The organism is Hyphomonas sp., assembly GCF_041689225.1.
GTDB lineage: Bacteria > Pseudomonadota > Alphaproteobacteria > Caulobacterales > Hyphomonadaceae > Hyphomonas.
Genome location: NZ_JBDNGN010000128.1, coordinates 37,318 through 60,012 on the forward strand (window position 1 = coordinate 37,318; position 22,695 = coordinate 60,012).

Sequence of the window (22,695 nt, forward strand, 5' to 3'; positions counted from 1 at the left end):
ACCAGCTAATAGCTCTCCCTGCACGGAGTACTTACGGGGCCCAGATAGTGATCTGGAGGGAGAGTTGCGTGCCTGCTGGTCAGGACGAAACATAACAAGAAAATGGGGCTCGGCGATGGACCGAAATACACTTTTTGATTCTGAGCATAGCGTAGAGTTTTCGGGCACGGAAAAAGTCAACAATCTCCCAGGCCAGGCCATCTGGCAGAAGGTCCGGGAGACGCTCGCAACCGTCTTGAACGCAACCGACTATGATCGTTGGATCGAAGACCTGCGCCTGATCGCAGAAGTCGATGGCGAAATGGTGATCGCGGCCCGCGACCCCCTCGCCTATGACCGCGTCGTGGCTGAGCACAAGCGGCTTATCCAGCGTACATGGCGCGACCATGATCCCGCCCGCCGTGGCATCCGACTGGAGTGCTGGCGCAATGCCCGCGCCGAAGTGCGTGACCTCGTCTCCGATCCATGGGCAGAAGCCGCTCCGGCGCCCCAGCCGGAAGGTGCTGCGGCCACTGGTGACGATGGCGGCAAGACGACAACCGCAACCGGCGCGAGCGGTGCGCCCAACATGACCTTCGAAACACTGGTTACCGGTCAGTCGAATGAGATCGCTGTGCAACTCGCCCAGCGGATTGCTGCCGGGCAGACTGTGGGCACCTTGACGACGCTGATCTATGGCCGCCAGGGCACCGGCAAGACGCACATCCTTCTGGCCTTGAAGAACAAGGTCGAGGCGCAGGAACCGGACCGGGTCGTCGTCTATCTCACGGCCGAGGAATTCATGTCTGCCTACCATGATGGCGTGAAGGTGAAGGACACGAGTGGACTAAAGAAGCGCCTGCGGTCGGCGACGCTGCTGCTGATCGACGACCTGCACCGCATTGCCGGCAAGCCGGGCACCGAGACAGAGCTTTACCAGAACATCCGTGAAGTCACCGGTAATGGTGGCCTCGTGGTCCTGGCGGGTGATGAGGCCCCCGGCGACGTGACCGGTTTCGGCCCCCGCATGCGGGCAGAGCTGAAAGGCTCGATCGCCGTCGAAGTCGGCCTGCCGGATGCCGACATGCGCCGCGAGATCCTTGTGCGCCTGGCAGCTCACATCGAAGCGGGTCATCCAGACTTCGTGCTTACCGACGAAATGATCGCCCGCATCAATGCCGGCATTCGTGGACCGGGCCGGGAACTCACCGGTGCAATCTGGAGCCTTTACACCGAAGCCGGTTTCGGAGACCGCGCGCCGACCATGGAAATGCTCGACCGCGTGATCCGCCGCCATCAGGGAGAAGTCAAAGTGCCCACGATCGAACTCGTCAAACGCGCCACCATGAAGGTTTTTGGCATTTCCAAGAGCGATCTTGAAAGCCCATGCAAGGCCCGCGCGGTTGTCTATCCCCGTCAGGTCGCAATGTATGTTTGCCGTGAGAAAACCGGCAAGTCGCTTCCCCAGATCGGTCACAGCTTCGGCAAGCGGGATCATACGACGATCCTCTACGCCCACCGGAAAGTGTCGAAGAATATCGCGACGGATCCGGAACTTGCAGGCGACATCGCACGTGTCACCGAAGCAATCTTCGAACTCCAGGCGGCCGGCGCGAACTAGAACCGCCAGGTTGCCCTTGGGCATCGCCGGATCGGCGCTTGGCTTTTCCGCCCGATTGTTTAAGGGTTCTTAGCCCGCTCTCCACTGGAGGGCGGGCTGATTCTGCCGCGGGCCACCTGCCCGGCCGGCACGGACCAGCCAAGTGAATTTGATCAGGAAGACAGGCGCACCGGGCGCCGGTGATGGACGGACCAGCAGATGAAACTTACCATTGAACGTAGCGATCTCCTCAATGCTCTCTCGCATGTGCAGAACGTCGTCGAGCGCCGCAACACCATTCCAATCCTGTCGAACGTATTGCTGCAGGCCAGCAAGGGCGAACTGAAGCTCACGGCGACCGATCTCGATATTGAGGCTGTCGACAGCGCCGACGCAAAGGTAAGCCGCGAAGGCGCCGTCACGGCACCTGCCGGCACATTGTTCGACGTTATCCGCAAGCTGCCAGCTGGCGCCGAAATCGAATTGGAAACCCAGCCCGACAACCAGCGCCTGGCGATCCGCGCCGGCCGGTCGCATTTCGAATTGCCGACCCTGCCCGCCTCCGACTTCCAGACGATGAGCGGCGATGACGGCGCGACGGCCTTTTCGGTCAATGCGAAAGACCTTGCCCGCCTGATCGACAAGACACGGTTCGCCATCTCGACCGAAGAGACCCGTTACTACCTCAACGGCGTCTACCTTCACGGCGCCAAGAACGAAGACGGCAAGGCCGTCCTGCGCACCGTCGCCACAGACGGCCACCGCCTGGCCCTCGCCGAGATTGCGGCCCCGAAGGGCTCTGAAAATCTCGAAGGCGTCATCGTGCCCCGCAAGGCCGTGGCCGAAGCGCGCCGCCTGATCGACGCCGTCGACGGCGATGTCGATATCGAAGTGTCCGATACGAAGATCGTTGTTCGCGCCGGTCGCGCGGTGCTGACCTCGAAACTGATCGACGGATCCTTCCCGGACTATGCCCGCGTCATTCCCAAGGGCAATGACAAGAAGCTGGTCGTCGACAACAAGTCCTTCGAAGCCGCCGTTGACCGCGTCTCGACGGTCTCGGCAGAACGCTCGCGTTCGGTGAAAATGTCGGTGTCTGACGGCAAGTTGACGCTCGCCGTCAGCCACGCGGAGACGGGCGCCGGCAATGAAGAGCTCGAAGCCGAATACAGCTCCGACGCGATGGAGATCGGCTTCAATGCCAAATACTTGCTCGATATCGCCGGGCAGATTGAAGCCGACACAGTCGAATTCATGTTCAATGATCCGGCGTCTCCCGCGCTCGTGCTCGACCCGTCGGATGACAGCGCACGCTACGTACTGATGCCGCTGCGAGTTTAACTCCGTGATCCTGGCCCTGCACCGCCGCCGGTTTTTGATCGGCGCGATTGCAACAGCCAGCCTCGGCGCATGTGCATCACCAGAGGTGCGGAACAACACAATGTATGGACTGATCGGAAAATTCACCTCCACAGACGGCGATCGCGATAGTCTGTCGGCTATCTTGCTGAATGGCCCGCGCGATATGCCCGGCTGCCTCAGCTGTATCGTCGCCAATGATCCCGGCGATCCCAACGCGCTCTGGATTGCGGAAGTATGGGACAGTGCAGACAGTCACAAGGCCAGCCTCGGGCTTCCCTCTGTCCAGGCCGCCATCAAGGAAGGTCGGCCCCTTATTGCCAGCATGCAGCAGGTTGCCGAAACGGCGCCCTTGGGTGGCCACGGGCTGACCGCAACATGACTTCTCGGCATGCTGGAAACTTATGACCGCGCTCACCCGCCTCTCGCTGACTGACTTCCGCAATTACGCGTCTCTTTCCCTGAACCTCGATGGCCGTCACGTCTGCCTGTTTGGCGCCAACGGTGCGGGCAAGACCAACCTGCTCGAAGCTGTCAGCCAGCTTGGCCCTGGTCGCGGCCTGCGCTCCGCCACGCTGCCGGAAATGGTCCGCAAGGATGCACCCGGCAGCTGGACCGTCGCCGCCACGCTGGCCAATGACCAGAAGATCGGCGTCGCGCTCGAAACCGGCTCAGGTGCCAAGCGCAATGTCCGCATCGACGGGGCGTCTGCCACCGCATCCGATCTGGCCGATCTTGTCCGCATCGTCTGGCTGACGCCTTCCATGGACAGCGTCTTCCGGGGCGGCGCATCGGACCGGCGCCGCTTCCTCGACCGCCAGGTCATGGCGCATGTCCCGTCCCATGGCCGCGCCGCCAGCCGCTATGAACAGGCCATGCGCGAACGCAACGCCCTGCTGGAACGCGGCCATGTCGACCCGGCCTGGGCCGATGCCATTGAGGCCCGCATGGCCGAAGCCGGCGCCGAGATCGCGATCAACCGCGCACATGTCCTGGAATCCCTGCAGGGCGCGATCGAGGCCCGGCCCGAAGGCCATTTCCCCAAGGCCGATCTCACGCTGGAAGGCGACGCCGAACAGGCCGCCCTGCGCGGCGACGATTTCAAGTCGATCTTCGAGACGCTGGCCGAGACGTTCCGCACCACGCGCCGCCGCGACATCGCCGCCGGGCGTACGATCGACGGCCCGCACCGCTCAGACCTGGTCGTCATCCACCGTCCCACCGGCGCGCCCGCACGCGATGCATCGACCGGCCAGCAAAAGGCCCTCCTGATTGGCTTGATCCTCGCCTCGGCTGGCGCCTTGCGCGCAGGCGGCGATGGCCCGGCGGCCCTGCTGCTGCTCGACGAAGCCGCCGCCCATCTCGACCCGGACCGCCGCGCCGCGCTCTATGACGAGCTCTGCGCGCTCGGCGGACAAGCATGGCTGACCGGCACCGAACGCTTCCTGTTCGAGGCCTTTGGCGACCGCGCCCAATGCGTCCGCGTCGAAGACGGCACCGCCAGCGTCGAGGCCTAGTCGACCGTCGCGCCGCTGGCCCATTCCACCAGCATCGGATTGACCTCCGCGTGACGCTGGTAGTTCAGGCCATGCGTCCCGCCCGCGATGATCCGCACGTCCGCGCGCGGGATCAGCGGCACCAGTTTTGCCGCGCTGGAAACCGCGATGGTGTCGTCCGCATCTCCGAACACGGCCACGACCGGTATTTTCGTCTTGTCGGAGACTGTGCTGAACAGGCGGGCCCGGTCCGACATCGGGAAATGCCGCATTGTCGACAACAGGGCTTCGCCATAACCGCGGAAGTCCAGCTGTCGCGCGACATCGCCCTGCAGGCGGTTGGCCGGATCAAGGGCGCTTTCATCGAGTTGCGAATTGCCCAGCAAGATGCCGCGCCCGAAGACACGCCAGATCCAGTCGCCGATCACCGGCACGCGCACCAGCTTGGCGGCGCCGCTGTTTCCACCGGTCACATCCAGACCCGCAGGCACCAGCAGGAAAATATCCGACACGCGTTCTGGATGGCGCCCGGCAAACGACATCACGATCGGCCCGCCCATCGACAGGCCGACAAGACGTACCGGCTCCGACAGGCCGAAGCCGTCAAGCAGGTCCATCAATTCACGGTCGTAGAAGGCTTCATCATAAGGCCCCTTGGGCCGGTCAGACCAGCCGCGCCCGAAATGGTCGTAGCGCACGACCCGGAACCCGGCATCGACCAGCGCCGCCGCATTCTGTTCGAAAATGAAGGACGGCGTCGAGAAGCCGTGCACCATGACGACAATCTCGCCATCGTCGGACCCCTGCACCAGATAGTGGAGCGTACCGCCCGACACGTCGAGAAACGCGCCCGGCGCCTCGGCCCGGGCGTCCGCATCCAGGACCTTCAGGTTCCGGCCGGCCCACCAATACGTGACCAACAATACGGCGGCGACAAGGCCCACCGTCCACAGCAGCAGTCTGACCATCAGTCCATCCCGTTACGCCCCAAGCGGGGGACCCATCATTGCATTTCGCTTACCGGTGCATATCGAGCCAAATCCTGAGTTTTTGCAAGTCTGGAATGAGCGCATCCACGTCGGCCGATGACAGGACTGCCTGCAGGTCGGCTAGTCCCGGCCCTGTAGCGGCCAATGCAGCCTCGCGGGCGCGCCGTCCGGCCTCCGTCAGCGTCACGATCTTCGCCCGACCGTCTGCCGGATTGGCGCGCATGGAGATGAACCCCTTGGCCTCCAGCCGCTGCAGTGTGCTGGTCATCGTGCCCTTGGTCACCTGAAAGGCCGCCGCGAGCCGGGCGGGCGACCAGTCGCCATCCAGTCGCACCAGATGGTTCAGCAGGCCAAACTGCGCAACGGTCAGCCCGTGCGGCAACAGCCGCTCCAGCCGCGCACTCGACAACTGGTTGATGATGCCGATTTCGTTGAGCAGCAGGAACAGCGCCTGCTGGCTTTGGGACAATGCGTTCATGCGGGGACTTTCACGCGATCAGGTGGGTTTCCATCGGCCAGCGAGGCGTGGCCATGATGGGTTTGGCATACCCTACCCTGACCAACATCTGAAGCCTCTGGCCGCCGCCGATCAGGTCATGCACTTCGTCATACAGGTCCGCCATTTCCGGATATTCCTGCAATGACTGGCTCCAGGGGTGGATCGAGACGCCCAGCGATGTCGCTGTCAGGTTCATCCGCGCATACGCGCGCCCCGCATTGATCTGGTCGGTGCGGGTCTGATTGCCATTGGTCAGCCAGGCAAACCCCCGCGCCGACATTGCCAGCGCTTCAAACATGTTGAGCCCCTGCTGGAACCCTGCGGATGTCTGGTCGGCCAATGTCTCGCGATTGACCATCCCGATCAGCTTGCCGGCCGCGATGAACGCCCCCTCAAGTTCAATCCCGTCCGGATTGGCCGCCACTTCCTTCGCGCCGATGCGCATCAGGTCGACACTTTCCTGATTGGTCGCGGGTGTGTTCATTTCCATCTGATGGGCCCGCCAGGTCAGGTCGCGCAGCGTCTCTGCCATCGGTGTGTTGCCGATGGTGGTGGCAGACACGCCGAAGTCGCTGCCTGCCTGCATCATGGCCGCCAGTTTCTCAGCCTCCACATCGCGGGCCTCATACGCTTCCTTGTTCGACCGCCGCGCCAGCACGTGCGCAAACAGCGGGTCGGGCCCTGCCCCGCCCGGCACAAACCGCACGCTCGCCACGGGCCGCGCGTCCAGCGTTGCCATGTCCTCGCCATCCGGGAACAGCGTGATCTCCGTGCCATAGCTGTCTTCGGCCGCCGCCAGCGCCAGCAGCTCGAGGAACGCGCCATGCCCGATAACGATCTGGCGGTCATACGGGTCGGTCGCTGGCAGGCGGCGGTCCAGGTCGCAATACAGCGTCAGGGCGTCGTCGCCGACGAGCCGCACCAGCCAAGGCTGGCGATTGTGGGGGTTGGGCGCGAGGATCGCGTAGGACAGGGCACGCCGGCGGAATTCCGTCTCCTCGCCCGCCTCGCGCCACGGTGCCCGGGCCGACCGCGACGGGCCGTTCGCGGCCACAGCCGCCATTACGCAGCCACCCCCCACCAGTTTCAATACCCCTCGACGCGTTGCCATCGTCTTTCCTTCCTATTTAGTTCGATGCCATACCTTTTGGTTCTACATCAAACTAAAGTCAATCACGGGCGGGGAGTGGATCATGACGCCAGTGCGGTCTAGGTAGAGATCAGACCCCTATCCGGAGACATGCCCCATGAAGACCCGCGCCGCCGTTGCCTTTGAAGCCAAGAAACCCCTCGAAATCGTCGAGCTGGACCTCGAAGGCCCGAAGGCCGGTGAAGTGCTCGTCGAAATCATGGCCACCGGCATCTGCCACACCGACGCCTACACGCTCGACGGGCTCGACAGCGAGGGCCTGTTCCCGAGCGTGCTCGGCCATGAAGGCGCGGGCATTGTCCGCGAGGTCGGCGCAGGCGTCACCAGCGTCAAGCCGGGCGACCATGTCATCCCGCTCTACACGCCCGAGTGCCGCCAGTGTAAAAGCTGCCTCTCAGGCAAGACCAATCTCTGCACCGCCATCCGCGCGACGCAGGGCAAGGGCCTGATGCCGAACGGCACCAGCCGCTTCTCCTACAAGGGCCAGACCATCTTCCATTACATGGGCTGCTCGACCTTCTCGAACTTCACCGTCCTGCCCGAAATCGCGGTTGCGAAAATCCGCACCGACGCGCCCTTCGACAAGGCCTGCTATATCGGCTGCGGCGTCACCACCGGCGTCGGGGCCGTGACCAACACGGCCAACGTCCAGGTTGGCGACAATGTCGTCGTCTTCGGCCTCGGCGGCATCGGTCTCAACGTGCTGCAGGGCGCGAAGATGGCGGGCGCCGACAAGATCATCGGCGTCGACATCAATGACTCGAAAAAGGAATGGGGCGAGAAATTCGGCATGACGCATTTCGTCAATCCGAAGAACACGAAAGACGTCGTCGCCGAGATCGTCGCCCTCACCGATGGCGGCGCGGACTATTCCTTCGACTGCACCGGCAATACCGATGTCATGCGCCAGGCCCTCGAATGTTGCCATCGCGGCTGGGGCACCTCGATCATTATCGGCGTGGCCGAGGCGGGCAAGGAAATCAGCACACGGCCTTTCCAGCTGGTCACCGGTCGCAACTGGCGCGGCACGGCCTTCGGCGGCGCCAAGGGCCGCACCGACGTGCCGAAAATTGTCGACTGGTACATGAATGGCAAGATCCAGATCGACCCGATGATCACCCACGTCATGGGCCTCGAAAAGATCAACGACGCCTTCGACCTGATGCATTCAGGCGAAAGCATTCGCAGTGTGGTCGTGTTCTGATGCAGGAATATCCTCTCAGTTGGTTGCCAAGATGGTATCAATCGCAATGCGACGGAGATTGGGAACATTCGTTCGGCTTAAAAATAGAGAGTCTCGATAATCCGGGCTGGAGCGTGCACGTCGATCTTGAGGGCACGTCTCTTGAGACGCGCGATCTGCAGGCATTGAGTTTGGACCGTTCTGAAACAGACTGGTTGCACTATCGAAGGGAAGCTATGCAGTTTTTTGGTGCGTGTGGATCCATGAACTTATCGGAATTGCTGGAATGCTTCAGAAGTTGGGCCGAAGGCGGGATAAAGTTTCCTCAAAGCGACAAGTAGCAATCCCTGTCCAACAAGTGCGAGGTGACCTTCGCCAGTTACTATAAAATCAAAAGGGAGAAAAAATGTTCAGTCACGTAATGATCGGCACCAACGATCTCGAAAAATCAAAAAAACTCTACGACGCACTGTTCAAGTCGATTGGTGGCCGCGAGGCGATTGTCGATCCCAAGGGGCGCCTGATCTATATTCACAATGGCGGCACCTTCCTCGTCACGCCGCCCATCGACGGCCAGCCCGCCTGCCATGCCAATGGCGGCACGATAGGCTTTGCAGCGGATTCACCGGAACAGGCCGACGCCTGGCACGCGGCCGGCATCGCCGCCGGCGGCAAGCCGATTGAAGACCCGCCCGGCTGGCGCGAAGGCACGGGCATGCGCCTCTACCCCGCCTACCTGCGCGACACCGACGGCAACAAGATCTGCGCCATGCATCGCGGCTAGCAGGGATTGAGATAAATGGTCCCGGTCGACCTCTACTACACCCATCCCCGCCTCGCTGGCATCTACGATCTGGGGAATGCGGGCGCGGAAGACCGGGACTTCTACCTCTCCCTCGCCGGGAACAGCCCGCGCGATATTCTCGACCTCGGCTGCGGCACCGGCCTTGTCTGCGCCGCCTATGCCGCACGTGGCCACCGTGTGACCGGCGCTGATCCCGCGCGAGCCATGCTGGACGTCGCACGGTCCAAACCACATGGCGCGTCCGTGGAATAGGTCGAAGCGACTGCTGAAGGCTTCCGTTCGCCGAAGCGCTTCGATCTCATCATCATGACCGGGCACGCCTTTCAGGTCCTGCTGAAGGATGCGCAGGTCACTCAGGCCCTCGCCAATATGGCCGCTCACCTGAAACCGGATGGCCTCGCCGTATTCGAAAGCCGCAATCCCGCCATCGACTGGGACCGGGCCTGGGCCCGCGAGCGAACGCTGCAATCGCCGGACGGCACGCAGATTCTCGGCTCCCGCCGGATCATTTCATCCGATCCCGACGCGGGACTGATCACCTTCGCGTGGGACTATGATTTCGGCGACGCGGTCCTAACCTCAGAAAGCACGTTGCGTTTTCTGCCGCACTCCCGGATCATGCACCTCGCAGAACAAAGCGGCCTTGGCCTGCGCGGATGTGCTGGGCGACTGGGACGGCGCACCGTTCCAGCCAGACAGGTCGCGTGAGATGATCTTCAAATTCCGCCGGGCATGACGCCGCCCGCAATCGAAGGACGCCCGCACATGATCAAATATGCAACGATTGGCACGGCCGTCGCCGCACTCGCCGGCTGCGTCTCCGTCGACGTCGACGACACCAATTTCGCCACAAACGTCTCCCACTACGGCGGCATGACTGTTGGCGGCGTGGAACTGCCCTTCTCCAAGGCCGTTATAGTCGGCAACACGATCTATCTTGCCGGCGAAGTCGGCATCGATCCGGAAACCGGATCGATCGCGCCCGGTGGCACCGGACCCGAGACGACCCAAATCTTCGCAAATCTGGAGCGCACCTTGAACACATTCGACGCCGACCTGTCCGATCTCGTCAAATGCACCGTATATCTCGGTGACATGGAAGACTATGGTAAGATGAACGCCGCCTATGCCGCCGCCCTTCCCGATCCCAAGCCAGCCCGAGCCACAGTCGGCGTCTCGGGCCTCGCCGTTGGCGCGCACCTGGAAATCGACTGCATTGCGGTGACATCATGAGCGAGAATATCTCCGCCGACTGGAAGCTCCAGCCCCGGTTCGGCCAGACAGACACGGACTTCACCCATTACGCGATGGTGGCCGATGGCCGCGTCGTTGAGCCGAACGCCGACTTTAAGACCGAAGCCGGCCCATCGGTTCTGTCAATGAAAGCCTGGGCGAAAGATCCGGACGAAGCCGGCGATATGATCGTCGCGATCAGCAACCATCTCGGCTTCAAGATCGCGGACAAGGTCGATATCTACGCGACCGACCCTGACGCCCCGCCCAAGGACAAGCCCTTTGGCTACGATCTGAAGTTCACGCCTTACGCTGAACCGGACGCGACGCTGCAGTAAGCAAAGTTGCCGCTAGTCCAGCTTCAGCCGGAAATCCCGCCGCGCCAACCGTGCGGGCAGCCTGAACTCCATCAGTGGTGAGCCACCCACCCGGTCCAGCAACTCCGCCAGCCGCGCCTTCGCGCCATCGTCCATCGTGTCGATTGCGTCGGTGACGGCCTGCAGCCGCCACAGCGGGAAGCTGCGCGCCGCGCACTCGCCGTCAAAACCGCCGGTCTGGAATTCGACCAGTCCGAATCCGCGCGGCACATCCGCCCCGGCACCCGCCGATTTCGCCCAATTTTCGAACAGGGCCGCCGTCTCCACCAGCGTCGGCATCTGTTCGGTCATTTGCCGACTGAGGATCGGCTCCAGCGTTGTCGGTACGGCGTCTTCGGGCAAAAGGTCACCATCGCCCGGCGCGCCCGACTGAACCCGCCGCACATAGTCTGCCACTTTCGGTGCCAGCCTTTCCATGATCCGGCCGCTCTCCGGGTCGCGCAGCAGGTGCGCATAGAGCGGACCGTTCAGCGCGAAATCGCCCAGCGATGCCCGCCCGCCCAGCACATAGGCATGATGCCGCAAGTGTTCGGTCATGTCCTTCAGGAAGGCATCATAGGCCGCCTCGACACCGGGGATCGTGTCCTCGTTGACGCCCAGCATCGGCACCGCACTCTTGAAACGCTCTCCATTTTTCTTGCCGATCGCATATTGCTCGGCGGGAGGCGCGTCCGGCGCCGACATCCGGCCGAACTCGCCATAGGTCCAGTCCTCATTGTAGTTCCAGCGATAGTGCATCGCCGGGATCACCAACCACTCGTCCGCAAACAGGTCCAGCAGGCGCGACACGACCCGCTGCACCGGCCCGTCAGGAATGGCGCGCGGCCGGTCCGGCATCTGCGCTTCCACCGTTTCGATGATGTCCGTCGTATCCTGAACCACGTCGCCGCCCGCCATTTCGACGACGGGCACCACCGGCCAGCCGACCTTTGGCAGGATCACGTTCTGGTAAACGTCGCGCGTCGCCGGCCGCTCCTCGAAGTCTGCTCCCCGCCAGCGCAGGTAGGCCCGCGCCTTGCCCGAAAACAGGCTGACCTCCGAGCCGTACAGAACGTATGCCGCCATGCCTTGATCCTCCCGCCCGGTTCGGGCCATGCTCCGCGCAACATCAGGAGCGCTTCGCAATCACCCTAAACACCGTCTCCGAATGGACAAGCTTTGGCGGCCTCGTCAGCTTGCATGACCATGCGTCAGCCCTTCTCGGCTGCGACATGCGCTTTGCCGTCTACACCCCGCCGCAGGCCAAGGACGGCCCCGTACCGGTCCTCTGGTATCTCTCCGGCCTGACCTGCACCTGGGCGAATGTGATGGAGAAATCCGGCCTGCAACGCGCCGCCGCCGAACACGGCATCATGATCATCGCGCCCGATACCAGCCCGCGTGGGCCCGGCGTGCCGGATGATAAGGCCTATGACCTTGGACAGGGCGCCGGCTTCTACCTCACCGCCACCGAGCCGCCATGGGACACCCATTTCCGCATGGACCAGTACATCACGAAGGAACTGCCCGGCATCATCGAAGCAAGCTTCAAGGCCGACATGACCCGGCAAGGCATCTTCGGCCATTCCATGGGCGGCCACGGCGCGCTCACGCTCCACTTCAAGCACCCGTTCACCTACCGGTCCTGCTCCGCCTTCTCGCCGATCACCAGCCCGGCCCGCGTACCCTGGGGTGAGAAAGCCTTCACCGCCTATATCGGCCCGCCCTCGATTGCCTGGGAACAGTATGACGCCACCGAACTGGTCCAGAACCGCCAGACCGATGCCCATCTGTTGATCGATACCGGCCGGGCCGACAGCTTCCTCGAAACCCAGCTGAAGCCCGACATCTTTATCGAAGCCTGCGAGCATTCCGGCCAGGCCCTGACCTACCGCCTGCACGACGGCTATGGCCACGACTATTACTTCATCGCCTCATTCATGGACGATCACATCGCCCACCATGCCAAAGCCCTGAAAGGCTGATCGCCATACCCTGCTCCCGCGGGTCGACTACACGCTCAATCCCTTCTGAGGCGAATGTTGGCCGCTGTGGTATTGCGGCCTGAAACGTGCAATGAGCAGCCAAACCGCGCGCCCGCCCGATCGCGGACGGCGCGCTGCGCATGGATTCTCCGCGCACGCCCTTGAAAGACAAATGCTAAATGACTGATATGCCCCTCGTTCCTCCGGCCCTTGCCGAGGCGCTCGCCACACGCGGCTATGAGACCCTCACGCAAGTGCAATCGGCAGTGATTGCACCGGAACTGGCGGGCAAAGACCTGCTCGTTTCCGCCCAGACAGGCTCCGGCAAGACCGTCGCCTTCGGCCTCGCCATGGCCGCCGACCTGCTCGGCACCGAGTCCAAGTTCGCCAATGCCGACGCTCCGCTCGCCCTGATCGTTGCCCCAACGCGGGAACTGGCCCAGCAGGTCGCCCGCGAACTGCAATGGCTTTACGCCTCCACCGGCGCGCGCTTGGCCACCTGCGTCGGCGGCATGGACATGCGCGAGGAGCGCAAGGCGCTCGCCCGCGGCGCCCATATCGTCATCGGCACGCCGGGACGCCTCGCGGACCATATCAAGCGCGGATCGCTCGTCACGTCAGACATGCGCGCCGTCGTTCTGGATGAAGCCGACGAAATGCTCGACATGGGCTTCCGCGACGAACTGGAGCTCATTCTCCAGGGCACGCCGGAAACGCGCCGCACCCTGCTCTTCTCCGCTACTGTGCCCAAGGGCATCGCCGCCCTCGCCAGCCGCTACCAGCGCAATGCTGTCCGCGTCATGACCGAGGCCGAGAAATCCCAGCACGTCGACATCGAATACAAGGCGCTGCTCGTGGCCCCCGGCGACGAAGAGAACGCCATCGTCAATATCGTGCGCCATTCCGACAGCGAGAGCGCGCTGGTCTTCTGCACCACCCGTGCTGCCGTCAACAAGCTGATGAGCCGCATGGGCAATCGCGGCTTCCCCGTGGTCGCCCTGTCGGGCGAACTCAGCCAGAAAGAGCGGACCAACGCCCTGCAATCCCTGCGCGATGGCCGTGCCCGCGTTTGTATCGCCACCGATGTCGCCGCCCGCGGCCTCGACCTGCAGAATCTCGGCCTTGTCATCCATGCCGACCTGCCGCGCGATCCGCAGACCCTGCTTCACCGTTCGGGCCGTACAGGCCGTGCTGGCCGTAAGGGCGTCAGCGCCCTTTTGGTCGCGCCCAAGGGCCGCCGCCGGGTCGAACGCCTCCTGCGCGACGCAAAGATCGACGCGACATGGGGCAAGCCGCCCACGGCCGAGGAAATCAACGCGCTCGACGACGCCCGCCTGCTCGCCGATCCGGCCCTCAGCCGACCGATCCATGAGAGCGAAGCCGACATGATCGCCAAGCTGCTCGAAACGCATGGCGCCGAACAAGTCGTCGCTGCCTTCCTGCGCAAGAACCGCGAAGGCCGCTCGGCCCCGGAAGACCTGCGCGACGTCGACGACCGCGCCCCTGCCACCCGCAAGGACCGCGACGACTGGACCGACCGCAATGACAGCGGCCCGCGCGAGCGTCGCCCGCATGTCGAGCGCAAGGGCTTCGAGAACGCCGCCTGGGTCTCCCTGAACATCGGCCGCAAGAAAAACGCCGAAGCCCGCTGGCTTTTGCCCATGCTGTGCAAGGCAGGTGGCCTCAGCCGCGAGGATATCGGCGCGATCCGCATCAACCCGTCCTCCACGCATGTGGAACTGACCAAGGAGGCCGCCGAGCGCTTCTTCGCCACGCTGGGTGAGGGTGCCTCGCTCGAGAAGGGCATTCGTGCCTTCCCGCTGGACGGCGCTCCGGCCCCCGAGGCCCGTGAAGCCCGCGACGATCGCCCCCCGCGCGGCCCGCGTGCCCCGCATGTCAAACCGCACCTGAAACGCGCCAAGGATGTTCAGGGCGGCAACTGGAACCCGGATGCCAAGAACCAGGGCAATCCCGGAAAGCCGAAATGGGAAAAGCCCGCCACGGCAGAACCCTCGCTCGGCGACTACATCCAGTATGACAGTCCGAAAGACAAAAAGCCCTTTAAAGGCAAGCCCAAACCGGGCGGCGGCGCAGCCGGCGGCAAACCGGGTTTCAAAGGTAAGCCAGCCGCCGAAAAAGGCGCAAAACCGGCAAAACCGCTCAAGAAAACGCCCAAGCCGGGCTGACCGTTTCGCCTGCCCTCCAATGCAGCAAAAACACCCCTCACAAGCCCCTGTTTTCATTGCGGAAAACAGGGGCTTTTTTGCACTGCAAAATAGGTCGCGATTCATTTCCCTTATGGGTCGAAACCCCCTATAAATACGGGGAAATCTGACGAATCGACAAGGATGCCGGAATGACTGAAGAAATCATAGGTGAATCCCCCGAATATGGCGCTGACAGCATCAAGGTCCTGAAGGGCCTCGAGGCGGTCCGAAAGCGCCCCGGCATGTACATTGGTGACACCGATGACGGTTCGGGCCTGCACCACATGATCTACGAAGTCGTCGACAATGCGATCGATGAAGCCCTGGCTGGCCATGCCGACCGCGTCACCGTCACGCTGCTGGCCGATGGCAGCGCCGAGATTACCGACAATGGCCGCGGCATCCCCGTCGGTAAGCACACTGGCGAAGGCGTCTCTGCCGCCGAAGTCATCATGACCCAGCTGCACGCGGGCGGTAAATTCGACCAGAACTCCTACAAGGTCTCCGGCGGCCTGCACGGCGTCGGCGTTTCCGTTGTCAACGCCCTGTCCGACTGGCTGGAACTGACTATCCACCGCGAAGGCAACGAACACTGGGTCCGCTTCATTGATGGCGGACGCGTCGAGGCGCCCCTCATCACGCGCGGCCCCTCGCCGATGACCGACAAGGGCAAGCCTTATACCGGCACCGCCGTGCGCTTCATGGTCTCCTCATCCACGTTCACGATGACCGATTACGACCGCAAGACGCTCGAACACCGCCTGCGCGAGCTCGCCTTCCTGAACTCCGGCGTGCACATCATTTTCCGCGACGAGCGCGACGCCGATGTCTACGAGATCGACCTGATGTACGAGGGCGGCGTGAAGGCCTTCGTCGAGCACCTGGACCGCCAGAAGACGCCGATCCTGCCAGACCCGATCTATGTCATCGGCGAGAAGGACGGCGTCACCGTCGAAGCCGCGCTCGAGTGGAATGACAGCTACCACGAGAACGTGCTCTGCTTCACCAACAACATCCCCCAGCGCGACGGCGGCACCCACCTGGCCGGCTTCCGTGGCGCGCTGACCCGGATCATTAACAAATATGCCAACGAGACCGGCATCGCCAAGAAGTCGAAGGTCGAGATTTCCGGCGATGACGCCCGCGAAGGCCTCACCTGCGTGCTCAGCGTAAAAGTGCCTGACCCGAAGTTCAGCTCGCAGACGAAAGACAAGCTCGTCTCGTCCGAAGTGCGCCCCGTGGTCGAATCCCTGATGGGCGAGAAACTGTCGGAATGGTTCGAAGAGCATCCCAAGGAAGCCCACGAGATCATGATGAAGATCGTCGAGGCTGCCGCCGCACGTGAAGCCGCGCGCAAGGCGCGCGAGCTGACCCGCCGCAAGTCCGCCCTCGACATATCTTCCCTGCCCGGCAAGCTTGCCGACTGCCAAGAAAAAGACCCGGCCAAGTCCGAAATCTTCATCGTCGAAGGCGACTCAGCTGGCGGCTCGGCCAAGCAGGGCCGGTCGCGCGACAATCAGGCCATCCTGCCTTTGCGCGGCAAGATCCTGAACGTCGAGCGCGCCCGCTTCGACAAGATGCTCTCGTCCGACCAGATCGGCACGCTGATCATGGCGCTTGGCGCCGGCATCGGCCGCGACGAGTTCAACATCGAGAAACTGCGCTACCACAAGATCATCATCATGACCGATGCTGATGTCGACGGCGCGCACATCCGCACGCTGCTGCTCACCTTCTTCTACCGCCAGATGCCCGAGATCATCGAACGCGGTTATCTCTACATCGCCCAGCCGCCGCTCTACAAGGTGACGCGCGGGCGGTCCGAGCGCTACGTCAAGGATGACGCGGAACTCGAAGCCTACCTCATCGGTGAAGGCACCAGCGGCGAAACGCTGATTCTCGGCGACGGCACGCAGATCGGCAGCGAAGACCTGCGCGACCGCGTGCGCCAGGCCGCCAATTTCCGCGCCAGCCTCAAGCGTCTCGCACAGCGCGCGCCAGCCGACCTGATCGAACACGCCGCCCTTGCCGGCGCCATGACCGCCAATGCGCCGGACGAAACCGCCGCTGCCACCGCCGCCCGCCTCAACCGTCTCGCCGAAGAGGGCGAAGACACGTGGGAAGGCCAATTTGAAGACGGCGGCCTCGTGCTCAAGCGCACCGTGCGCGGCGTCGAGGAACTGGCCGTACTGCCGCCAGCCCTGCTCGCCAGCCAGGACTCTGTGCGCCTCGCTGAGCGCGCCGCCGGCCTTGCCGAAATCTACACAGACCCCGCCATCCTGCGTCAGGAAAAGGGCGGCGACGTGCCGGTCAACGGCCCGGCCTCCCTGCTCGATGCGGTGCTGAACTCGGGCCGCAAGGGCCTCAAGGTCCAGCGCTACAAGGGCCTCGGCGAAATGAACGCCGACCAGCTATGGGAAACCACGCTCGACTCAAACGCCCGCACCCTGCTGCAGGTCCGCGTCGACCATGCCGACGAAGCCGACGACATGTTCACCAAACTGATGGGCGACGTCGTGGAGCCACGGCGCGAGTTCATCGAAGAGTTCGCGCTGGAAGCCGAGGTGGATGTGTAACCGCATTCCGTATTCCCGGGCTTGACCCGGAATCTGAGCCCATGGTGTCCTGACGTCGCCGCATGAGGCCCCAGCTTTCGCCGGGGACACGGAAGTTGGGGGAACGACGTGGCCTTCTTCACATACATCGTGACGAACAAGCCGCGCGGCACGCTCTATTGTGGTCAGACGGACGATATCAACCGGCGCGCGTGGGAACATCGCAACCGGGTGATCAAGGGCTTCACCCACCAATACAATTGCGACATGCTGGTCTGGTTCGAGACATTCGAAACACGCGAGAATGCCACTGAACGCGAACGCCAGATCAAGAACTGGAAACACGACTGGAAGATCGAACTGATCGAAGAGGCAAACCCGGACTGGCGCGACCTGGCCGACACGCTCCTGTAGTCTCCCCACGCCGCCTTCCCGGGCTTGACCCGGGATCTCATGCGATCACGCACGGACCAAGCCGCTTGAGACCCCGGCCTTCGCCGGGGGCACGGGAGAGATAGATCACCGCACCTTCACGCTCACCATATCGACCACGATCATGTCGTGGCGCACCGAGAAATTCTCCGGCGTGTCGCAGCGCAGGGAGACCTGCACCTCGTCCGGCAGGTCCTTAAGGCTCCAGCGCGTATAGTTCGTGGTCACACACATTGTTTTCGTTTCGCCGACGCCGACATTGGTTTCATACGTGTCCGGCTCGCGGTCGATCAGCTTGCCCTTCCGGCCCCGCATCTCGACATCGTATTCCTGCATCGCATAGGTGTTGTTGTGCACATCGACGCAGACTTCAAACTCGTCATCCGTGATCGCATCATCGATCACGCGCGACTTCACCCCCACGATCTGCCCGCCCGGCCGCCCACCATAGGCCACCGCCGCATAGGTATTGTTAATCGCGTCATAATACAGCCCGGCATGGAACCGGCAGAGCGACTTGCCCACCATGGGCAGCGAATAGGTCGGCGTCGCCTTGCCGCTGGCGCAGATCGACGCCATTTCGCGCTTCATCCGACGGTCGCATTCGGCCAGCGTCCTCTCCTGCAGCCGGTAGCAGGCATCATGACGCTGGCAGACCGGGCGGAACGGTCCGTCGGTCACCGCGCCCACCACATTGACGAAGCTTTTCGGCAGCTTGGTCTGGATGAATTCCGGCCCGCACCTGTCGTCCGGGTCGCGCATGGTCGCCTCGCGCGTCGCATAGGCCTCGCCCACCGGCTCAGGATAGTCCACGCCTTCGCCCGTCACCGTGCAACCGGCCAGGACCAGGGCCAGAAAGACCGCCGCGCCCCTCATGCCTCGGTGAGCCTCAGTTCGATCCCCGCAATCCAGACGCTCTGGTCCTCGACCTCCAGGTCGGCTTCGCGTGCACGTGCCAGGATTCCGCCCATGTCCGGCAGGCTCATCTCGAAGGCGATCAGGCGTTCGGTCTGCCCCTGGATGAAGGTCAGCCGCCCGTCATCGGCGAGCTTCACGCCCGCGCCGCCGCCCGGCACGTCCAGCGCAGCGCACCAGCGCGCCATCAGGCGCATCGGGTCGGGGCTGACCAGCACTGCGCCGGTCAGCTTGCCGGGCGTGCTGTTTGCCTGCCAGTCCGGCCCGCCCCAGCGCCATGCGCCTGCGGGTCTTGGCTGGTCGAGCGAGACGATCGCGCCCCCAATGTCGGCCGGGTGCAGGTGGCTGGCGGAAATGTCCTTAAGGTCAATGTCCCAGACGCGGCGGATTCCAAGCCGCTCGGCCCGCGCCCGCGCCTGTTCCATGTCGTCGATCTCGAAGATCGCCATATAGCCGCCCGGCCCGCCGCGTGTCATGAACCGCGCCGCCGGAGCCGTCTCCACCGTCGGCACCACGACTTCGAGGAACTGGTCGCCAATCGCGAACACGCCATTGACTAGGCCAAACTCGGCCACGCCCGGATCGGGAAACGGCTCGCCGAGGGCGAACACGGTCTTGAGCGTGTCGATCGTGTCGGTCGTCTCGCTAGCAATCACCAGCTGGCGCAGGCGCGGAAATGTCATGTCGGAATCCCTCCAGGTCTCTTTTGGGAGTATCAGGCCACGCGCGGCGGTTTCGTGCAAGGGCGCCGCCATCCGTGCCTGCTCCGGGCGATATCCGTGCAATCGTTCGTGCATGATCGCCAGGCACGTATCCCCCCAATTTATGCAATGCTATCACACAGGAATTGACCCCCGGGCGAAACGCCGCCACGTCAGCCTTATGAGCGCCCACTCGCATTCCCACGATGAAGACGATGAGCATGGCCGCGGCCATGACCATTCCCATGCCGCCGATATGAGTTCGGCCGACAGCCGCCGCCGTGTTGCCATTGCGGCCGTCCTGACCGGCGCCTTCATGTTCGCCGAAGTGGCAGGCGGCCTGCTCTCCGGCTCGCTCGCCCTGCTCGCCGACGCCGCGCACATGCTGACAGATTGCGGCTCCCTCGTGCTGGCCTGGGTCGGCTACAAACTGGCCGACCGCCCAGCCGATTCACAACGCTCGTTCGGCTTCTCGCGGATGAAGATCCTCGCCGCCTTCACCAACGGCATCCTGTTGATTCTATTGGCCATCTGGATCGTCTGGGAAGCCATCCACCGCCTGATGGACCCCGTCGAAGTGATGGGCGGCCTGCTGATGGTGGTCGCTGTGGCCGGCCTAGGCGTGAACGTGGTCGCCTTCCTTGTCCTGCATGGCGGCAACAAGGACGATCTCAACATGCGCGGCGCGCTCTGGCATGTCGTGGGCGACATGCTCGGCTCGGTCGCCGCCATCGCCGCAGCCGGCATCATCATGGCCAAGGGCTGGATGGCTGCTGACCCAATCCTCTCAGTTCTGGTGGCGCTTCTCGTTGCCGTCGCAGGCGTGCGCATCGCCAAGCAGTCCGGCCATATCCTGCTGGAGGGCACGCCGGAAGGCCTCTCGTCGGCTGACATAACCGCCGACCTGATCATGAATATTCCAGCGATTTCCGGCGTCTCCCACGTGCACGCCTGGGCGCTGACGGAAACAAAGCGCCTGATCACGCTGGAAGTCACCGCCGAGCCCGGCGCCTGTACCGAAACCGTCCGGCGCGACGTGAAGGCCCGCCTCGCCGACGCCTTCGACCTCAGCCATGCCACCGTGGAAGTGGTGTCAGAACCGCTTTAGCCCCGCTTCACGCCCACGTGAGACACCCCGCCCCTTTTACTTTTGCCCGCGAGTCGCCATACCAAGGCTGACTGACAATCACGCATTCGAATGGAGGCCCATATGGCCGATTCCGCCGCAAATACACGCCACGCCGAAATTCTCATCATCGGCTCCGGCCCAGCCGGCTGGACCGCTGGAATCTATGGCGCGCGGGCCATGCGCGACGTGCTGGTGGTGACCGGCATCCAGCCTGGCGGCCAGCTGACCATCACCACGGATGTCGAGAATTATCCGGGCTTTACCGAGATCCAGGGCCCCGAACTGATGGTCAAGATGCAGGCCCATGCCGAGGCCATGGGCGCCAAGGTGGCCGACGACCATATCGCCAGTGTCGACTTTGACGTGCGGCCCTTCCGCACTGTCGGCGAGAGCGGCACGGTCTATACCGCTGATTCCATTGTTATTTCGACTGGCGCGCAGGCCAAATGGCTAGACCTTCCCACCGAGCAGAAATTCAAGGGCTTTGGCGTCTCGGCCTGCGCCACGTGCGACGGTTTCTTCTATCGCGGCCGCGAGGTTCTCGTGGTCGGCGGCGGCAACACCGCCGTGGAAGAGGCGCTGTTCCTGACCAACTTCGCCTCAAAGGTGACCGTCATCCACCGCCGCGAAGGTTTCCGCGCCGAAAAGATCCTGCAGGACCGCCTGTTCAAGAACCCCAAGGTCGAAGTCCTCTGGAACACGACACTCGAGGACGTGCTGGGCGACGAGAACCCGCTCGGCGTCACCGGCGCCCGCCTGAAAAATGTCGAGACCGGAGAGGTCACCGAGCGGCCCTTCCACGGCATCTTCATCGCCATCGGCCACGCGCCGGCCACTGAGCTGTTCAAGGGTAAGCTGGCGATGAAAGCAAACGGCTACCTCATAACCGCGCCGGACTCGACCGCGACCGATATTCCCGGCGTGTTCGCGGCTGGCGACGTCACCGACGAGACCTATCGCCAGGCCGTCACCGCCGCCGGCATGGGCTGCATGGCGGCGCTGCAGGCCGAGCATTTCCTCTCCGAACAAGAAGCGCTAGCCGAAACCGTTGCGGCGGAATAACGCCTAAAGCATCGTCTGCGCCAGCGCCTCGACATCACGGCTCTTCTCCGTTGCGATGGCGGATGACAGCATGCGGGCCCGCGCCTGCATGAGTCGTTCGAGTTCGCTGTCGATGGGCGCCGCGAGGGCCGCATCGAGCGCGGCGGTGATCTGTTTCCGGTATCTCCAGGCACTGAGCGCGGCGAGCGCGCGAGCATATTGCCAGTTCAGCGACGCGTCACCGGGGGACGCCGCCATGGCTGCCGCATAGTGCGTCTCGGCAGCGTCCATGCTGGCCCCCATGATCATCGCGCCCGGAAAGCCGCCGCGATTGAGAACTTCGATATGCCAGACGGCGAGAAACCCGTGCGCATGGGCATTCTGCGGATCGTCCGCCAGGACAGATTCGGCCAGTTGCCGCGCCGCCTCGCCATAACCTGAATCACGCGCGTCTCTCAGGCTCATCGGCCGGGCGAGCAGCGACAGGGCAATGGCTTTCTGCAGGCGGCCCTCGATATGGTCGGGCTGGACGGCGAGCGCCCGGTCCACCTCGCCAAGCGCCGCGATCAGCAGGGCTTCGGGCGGCTGGGTGTCGCCGCTGATCGCCTTCGCCAGCAGCGTGCGGGCCCCGAATGCGCACGCATCCGGGCCGCGATCTGCCGCTACGCCTGCGAATGCCGCGTCATACTCGCCGGCAACAAAGGCGTCGCGCGCGTCCTGACTCTGCGCCCCAGCGGGCTGGAACCACATCATGAACAGGATCGAAAAAAGCAGCAACACGACGCGTATCATACACCCAATCTAGTCCGGTCGGATAAGTTCGGCCAGCACGCAGCAAAATGCCTCGCACCAGCTGCAGGAGACATGCTTGCGAGGCGGCCCGCTCCCGTGTAAGAGGCGCCCTCGCATCAGCGAAACGGTTCGGTAGCTCAGCTGGTTAGAGCGCGCGACTCATAATCGCGAGGTCGGGAGTTCAAGTCTCCCCCGAACCACCACCCACCACCTTGTTTTTGTTCTTCTTTTAATCGATAGATCAAAAATTCTGAAATCGATCCAGCACGCAACTGGCACGCGATCCGGG

At 63.4% G+C, this 22,695-nt stretch carries 24 protein-coding genes and 1 tRNA gene; 18 read left to right on the top strand and 7 right to left on the bottom strand.

What is annotated here, in order from left to right:
- Window positions 1-115 precede the first annotated feature (115 nt).
- The 4 genes from ACESNB_RS12960 to recF all read left to right on the top strand — a co-directional run bounded on the left by ACESNB_RS12960 (window position 116) and on the right by recF (window position 4,455).
- The gene (locus ACESNB_RS12960; protein WP_373007952.1) at window positions 116-1,600 is read left to right on the top strand and encodes a DnaA ATPase domain-containing protein; all 1,485 of its coding nucleotides are present in this window, start codon (window positions 116-118) and stop codon (window positions 1,598-1,600) included.
- Between the two features lie 198 nt (window positions 1,601-1,798).
- Window positions 1,799-2,920: a DNA polymerase III subunit beta gene (dnaN, locus tag ACESNB_RS12965; protein ID WP_373007954.1), complete on the top strand. Its 1,122-nt coding sequence runs from the start codon at window positions 1,799-1,801 to the stop codon at window positions 2,918-2,920.
- Between the two features lie 100 nt (window positions 2,921-3,020).
- Entirely contained in the window at window positions 3,021-3,320 is a 300-nt protein-coding gene (locus ACESNB_RS12970; protein ID WP_373007956.1) for a putative quinol monooxygenase, read from the top strand.
- A 22-nt stretch (window positions 3,321-3,342) separates the two neighbouring features.
- Window positions 3,343-4,455, top strand: coding sequence for a DNA replication/repair protein RecF (gene recF / locus ACESNB_RS12975; protein ID WP_373007958.1), 1,113 nt, complete (start codon window positions 3,343-3,345; stop codon window positions 4,453-4,455).
- Here the strand turns inward: recF and ACESNB_RS12980 are convergent.
- The 3 genes from ACESNB_RS12980 to ACESNB_RS12990 are packed head-to-tail and all read right to left on the bottom strand — an operon-like array spanning window position 4,452 to window position 7,033.
- Entirely contained in the window at window positions 4,452-5,402 is a 951-nt protein-coding gene (locus tag ACESNB_RS12980; RefSeq protein WP_373007960.1) for an alpha/beta fold hydrolase, read from the bottom strand. The two genes, recF and ACESNB_RS12980, sit on opposite strands and share 4 nt — an antisense overlap.
- Window positions 5,403-5,451: 49 nt before the next feature.
- Window positions 5,452-5,901, bottom strand: coding sequence for a MarR family winged helix-turn-helix transcriptional regulator (locus ACESNB_RS12985; RefSeq protein ID WP_373007962.1), 450 nt, complete (start codon window positions 5,899-5,901; stop codon window positions 5,452-5,454).
- 10 nt (window positions 5,902-5,911) lie between these two features.
- Window positions 5,912-7,033, bottom strand: coding sequence for a twin-arginine translocation pathway signal protein (locus ACESNB_RS12990; protein ID WP_373007964.1), 1,122 nt, complete (start codon window positions 7,031-7,033; stop codon window positions 5,912-5,914).
- A 136-nt stretch (window positions 7,034-7,169) separates the two neighbouring features.
- On the opposite strand from ACESNB_RS12990, the gene ACESNB_RS12995 reads away from it, so the two are divergent.
- The 7 genes from ACESNB_RS12995 to ACESNB_RS13025 all read left to right on the top strand — a co-directional run bounded on the left by ACESNB_RS12995 (window position 7,170) and on the right by ACESNB_RS13025 (window position 10,631).
- A complete protein-coding gene (locus ACESNB_RS12995; RefSeq protein WP_373007966.1) occupies window positions 7,170-8,276 on the top strand; it encodes an S-(hydroxymethyl)glutathione dehydrogenase/class III alcohol dehydrogenase in 1,107 nt (368 codons plus the stop codon).
- The gene (locus tag ACESNB_RS13000; RefSeq protein ID WP_373007968.1) at window positions 8,276-8,596 is read left to right on the top strand and encodes an immunity 53 family protein; all 321 of its coding nucleotides are present in this window, start codon (window positions 8,276-8,278) and stop codon (window positions 8,594-8,596) included. Before ACESNB_RS12995 ends, ACESNB_RS13000 begins: the two co-directional genes overlap by 1 nt.
- A gap of 65 nt (window positions 8,597-8,661) precedes the next feature.
- Entirely contained in the window at window positions 8,662-9,039 is a 378-nt protein-coding gene (locus ACESNB_RS13005; protein ID WP_373007970.1) for a VOC family protein, read from the top strand.
- Window positions 9,040-9,054: 15 nt separating this feature from the next.
- On the top strand, window positions 9,055-9,312 hold the full coding sequence (locus tag ACESNB_RS13010; protein WP_373007972.1) for a methyltransferase domain-containing protein: 258 nt from the start codon (window positions 9,055-9,057) through the stop codon (window positions 9,310-9,312).
- A 54-nt stretch (window positions 9,313-9,366) separates the two neighbouring features.
- Entirely contained in the window at window positions 9,367-9,768 is a 402-nt protein-coding gene (locus tag ACESNB_RS13015) for a hypothetical protein (RefSeq protein ID WP_373007974.1), read from the top strand.
- A 57-nt stretch (window positions 9,769-9,825) separates the two neighbouring features.
- Complete coding sequence (locus tag ACESNB_RS13020; RefSeq protein ID WP_373007976.1) at window positions 9,826-10,293, top strand: RidA family protein; 468 nt, start codon at window positions 9,826-9,828, stop codon at window positions 10,291-10,293.
- The gene (locus tag ACESNB_RS13025; RefSeq protein ID WP_373007978.1) at window positions 10,290-10,631 is read left to right on the top strand and encodes a hypothetical protein; all 342 of its coding nucleotides are present in this window, start codon (window positions 10,290-10,292) and stop codon (window positions 10,629-10,631) included. The genes ACESNB_RS13020 and ACESNB_RS13025 overlap by 4 nt, the downstream gene beginning before the upstream one ends.
- Before the next feature lie 12 nt (window positions 10,632-10,643).
- On the opposite strand, the gene ACESNB_RS13030 is transcribed toward ACESNB_RS13025, so the two are convergent.
- Window positions 10,644-11,735: a glutathione S-transferase N-terminal domain-containing protein gene (locus ACESNB_RS13030; RefSeq protein ID WP_373007980.1), complete on the bottom strand. Its 1,092-nt coding sequence runs from the start codon at window positions 11,733-11,735 to the stop codon at window positions 10,644-10,646.
- 59 nt (window positions 11,736-11,794) lie between these two features.
- Here ACESNB_RS13030 and fghA point away from each other — a divergent pair, with 59 nt between their 5' ends.
- The 4 genes from fghA (at window position 11,795) to ACESNB_RS13050 (ending at window position 17,810) form a co-directional block, all read left to right on the top strand.
- Entirely contained in the window at window positions 11,795-12,634 is an 840-nt protein-coding gene (fghA, locus tag ACESNB_RS13035; RefSeq protein ID WP_373008010.1) for an S-formylglutathione hydrolase, read from the top strand.
- Between the two features lie 179 nt (window positions 12,635-12,813).
- Window positions 12,814-14,820, top strand: coding sequence for a DEAD/DEAH box helicase (locus tag ACESNB_RS13040; RefSeq protein ID WP_373007982.1), 2,007 nt, complete (start codon window positions 12,814-12,816; stop codon window positions 14,818-14,820).
- A gap of 170 nt (window positions 14,821-14,990) precedes the next feature.
- Window positions 14,991-17,417, top strand: a complete 2,427-nt coding sequence (gene gyrB, locus ACESNB_RS13045) for a DNA topoisomerase (ATP-hydrolyzing) subunit B (protein ID WP_373007984.1) — start codon at window positions 14,991-14,993, stop codon at window positions 17,415-17,417.
- Window positions 17,418-17,525: 108 nt separating this feature from the next.
- Window positions 17,526-17,810, top strand: coding sequence for a GIY-YIG nuclease family protein (locus ACESNB_RS13050; protein ID WP_373007986.1), 285 nt, complete (start codon window positions 17,526-17,528; stop codon window positions 17,808-17,810).
- A gap of 105 nt (window positions 17,811-17,915) precedes the next feature.
- Here the strand turns inward: ACESNB_RS13050 and ACESNB_RS13055 are convergent, their stop codons facing one another.
- Window positions 17,916-18,704 (bottom strand): hypothetical protein, encoded by a 789-nt coding sequence (locus ACESNB_RS13055; RefSeq protein ID WP_373007988.1) that lies wholly within the window; start codon window positions 18,702-18,704, stop codon window positions 17,916-17,918.
- A complete protein-coding gene (locus ACESNB_RS13060) occupies window positions 18,701-19,426 on the bottom strand; it encodes a hypothetical protein (RefSeq protein ID WP_373007990.1) in 726 nt (241 codons plus the stop codon). Before ACESNB_RS13060 ends, ACESNB_RS13055 begins: the two co-directional genes overlap by 4 nt.
- A 199-nt stretch (window positions 19,427-19,625) precedes the next feature.
- Between ACESNB_RS13060 and ACESNB_RS13065 the strand changes: the two genes are divergently transcribed.
- Window positions 19,626-20,552: a cation diffusion facilitator family transporter gene (locus ACESNB_RS13065; protein ID WP_373007992.1), complete on the top strand. Its 927-nt coding sequence runs from the start codon at window positions 19,626-19,628 to the stop codon at window positions 20,550-20,552.
- Window positions 20,553-20,654: 102 nt separating this feature from the next.
- Window positions 20,655-21,635 carry a thioredoxin-disulfide reductase gene (gene trxB, locus ACESNB_RS13070; protein ID WP_373007994.1) on the top strand — a complete coding sequence of 327 codons (981 nt, stop codon included), beginning with the start codon at window positions 20,655-20,657 and terminating at the stop codon, window positions 21,633-21,635.
- A gap of 3 nt (window positions 21,636-21,638) precedes the next feature.
- Here trxB and ACESNB_RS13075 read toward each other — a convergent pair whose 3' ends face one another.
- The gene (locus ACESNB_RS13075) at window positions 21,639-22,394 is read right to left on the bottom strand and encodes a hypothetical protein (protein ID WP_373007996.1); all 756 of its coding nucleotides are present in this window, start codon (window positions 22,392-22,394) and stop codon (window positions 21,639-21,641) included.
- A 138-nt stretch (window positions 22,395-22,532) separates the two neighbouring features.
- Here ACESNB_RS13075 and ACESNB_RS13080 point away from each other — a divergent pair.
- Window positions 22,533-22,609, top strand: a tRNA-Met gene (locus ACESNB_RS13080).
- The last annotated feature ends 86 nt before the right edge of the window (window positions 22,610-22,695 follow it).

What these genes read in the sequence shown, in the direction of transcription:
- ACESNB_RS12960 (WP_373007952.1), top strand. Translation starts at nt 116, where the DNA reads ATGGACCGAAATACACTTTTTGATTCTGAGCATAGCGTAGAGTTTTCG.
- dnaN (WP_373007954.1), top strand. Translation starts at nt 1,799, where the DNA reads ATGAAACTTACCATTGAACGTAGCGATCTCCTCAATGCTCTCTCGCAT.
- ACESNB_RS12970 (WP_373007956.1), top strand. Translation starts at nt 3,021, where the DNA reads ATGTATGGACTGATCGGAAAATTCACCTCCACAGACGGCGATCGCGAT.
- recF (WP_373007958.1), top strand. Translation starts at nt 3,343, where the DNA reads ATGACCGCGCTCACCCGCCTCTCGCTGACTGACTTCCGCAATTACGCG.
- ACESNB_RS12980 (WP_373007960.1), bottom strand. Translation starts at nt 5,402, where the DNA reads ATGGTCAGACTGCTGCTGTGGACGGTGGGCCTTGTCGCCGCCGTATTG.
- ACESNB_RS12985 (WP_373007962.1), bottom strand. Translation starts at nt 5,901, where the DNA reads ATGAACGCATTGTCCCAAAGCCAGCAGGCGCTGTTCCTGCTGCTCAAC.
- ACESNB_RS12990 (WP_373007964.1), bottom strand. Translation starts at nt 7,033, where the DNA reads ATGGCAACGCGTCGAGGGGTATTGAAACTGGTGGGGGGTGGCTGCGTA.
- ACESNB_RS12995 (WP_373007966.1), top strand. Translation starts at nt 7,170, where the DNA reads ATGAAGACCCGCGCCGCCGTTGCCTTTGAAGCCAAGAAACCCCTCGAA.
- ACESNB_RS13000 (WP_373007968.1), top strand. Translation starts at nt 8,276, where the DNA reads ATGCAGGAATATCCTCTCAGTTGGTTGCCAAGATGGTATCAATCGCAA.
- ACESNB_RS13005 (WP_373007970.1), top strand. Translation starts at nt 8,662, where the DNA reads ATGTTCAGTCACGTAATGATCGGCACCAACGATCTCGAAAAATCAAAA.
- ACESNB_RS13010 (WP_373007972.1), top strand. Translation starts at nt 9,055, where the DNA reads ATGGTCCCGGTCGACCTCTACTACACCCATCCCCGCCTCGCTGGCATC.
- ACESNB_RS13015 (WP_373007974.1), top strand. Translation starts at nt 9,367, where the DNA reads ATGACCGGGCACGCCTTTCAGGTCCTGCTGAAGGATGCGCAGGTCACT.
- ACESNB_RS13020 (WP_373007976.1), top strand. Translation starts at nt 9,826, where the DNA reads ATGATCAAATATGCAACGATTGGCACGGCCGTCGCCGCACTCGCCGGC.
- ACESNB_RS13025 (WP_373007978.1), top strand. Translation starts at nt 10,290, where the DNA reads ATGAGCGAGAATATCTCCGCCGACTGGAAGCTCCAGCCCCGGTTCGGC.
- ACESNB_RS13030 (WP_373007980.1), bottom strand. Translation starts at nt 11,735, where the DNA reads ATGGCGGCATACGTTCTGTACGGCTCGGAGGTCAGCCTGTTTTCGGGC.
- ACESNB_RS13040 (WP_373007982.1), top strand. Translation starts at nt 12,814, where the DNA reads ATGACTGATATGCCCCTCGTTCCTCCGGCCCTTGCCGAGGCGCTCGCC.
- gyrB (WP_373007984.1), top strand. Translation starts at nt 14,991, where the DNA reads ATGACTGAAGAAATCATAGGTGAATCCCCCGAATATGGCGCTGACAGC.
- ACESNB_RS13055 (WP_373007988.1), bottom strand. Translation starts at nt 18,704, where the DNA reads ATGAGGGGCGCGGCGGTCTTTCTGGCCCTGGTCCTGGCCGGTTGCACG.
- ACESNB_RS13060 (WP_373007990.1), bottom strand. Translation starts at nt 19,426, where the DNA reads ATGACATTTCCGCGCCTGCGCCAGCTGGTGATTGCTAGCGAGACGACC.
- ACESNB_RS13065 (WP_373007992.1), top strand. Translation starts at nt 19,626, where the DNA reads ATGAGCGCCCACTCGCATTCCCACGATGAAGACGATGAGCATGGCCGC.
- trxB (WP_373007994.1), top strand. Translation starts at nt 20,655, where the DNA reads ATGGCCGATTCCGCCGCAAATACACGCCACGCCGAAATTCTCATCATC.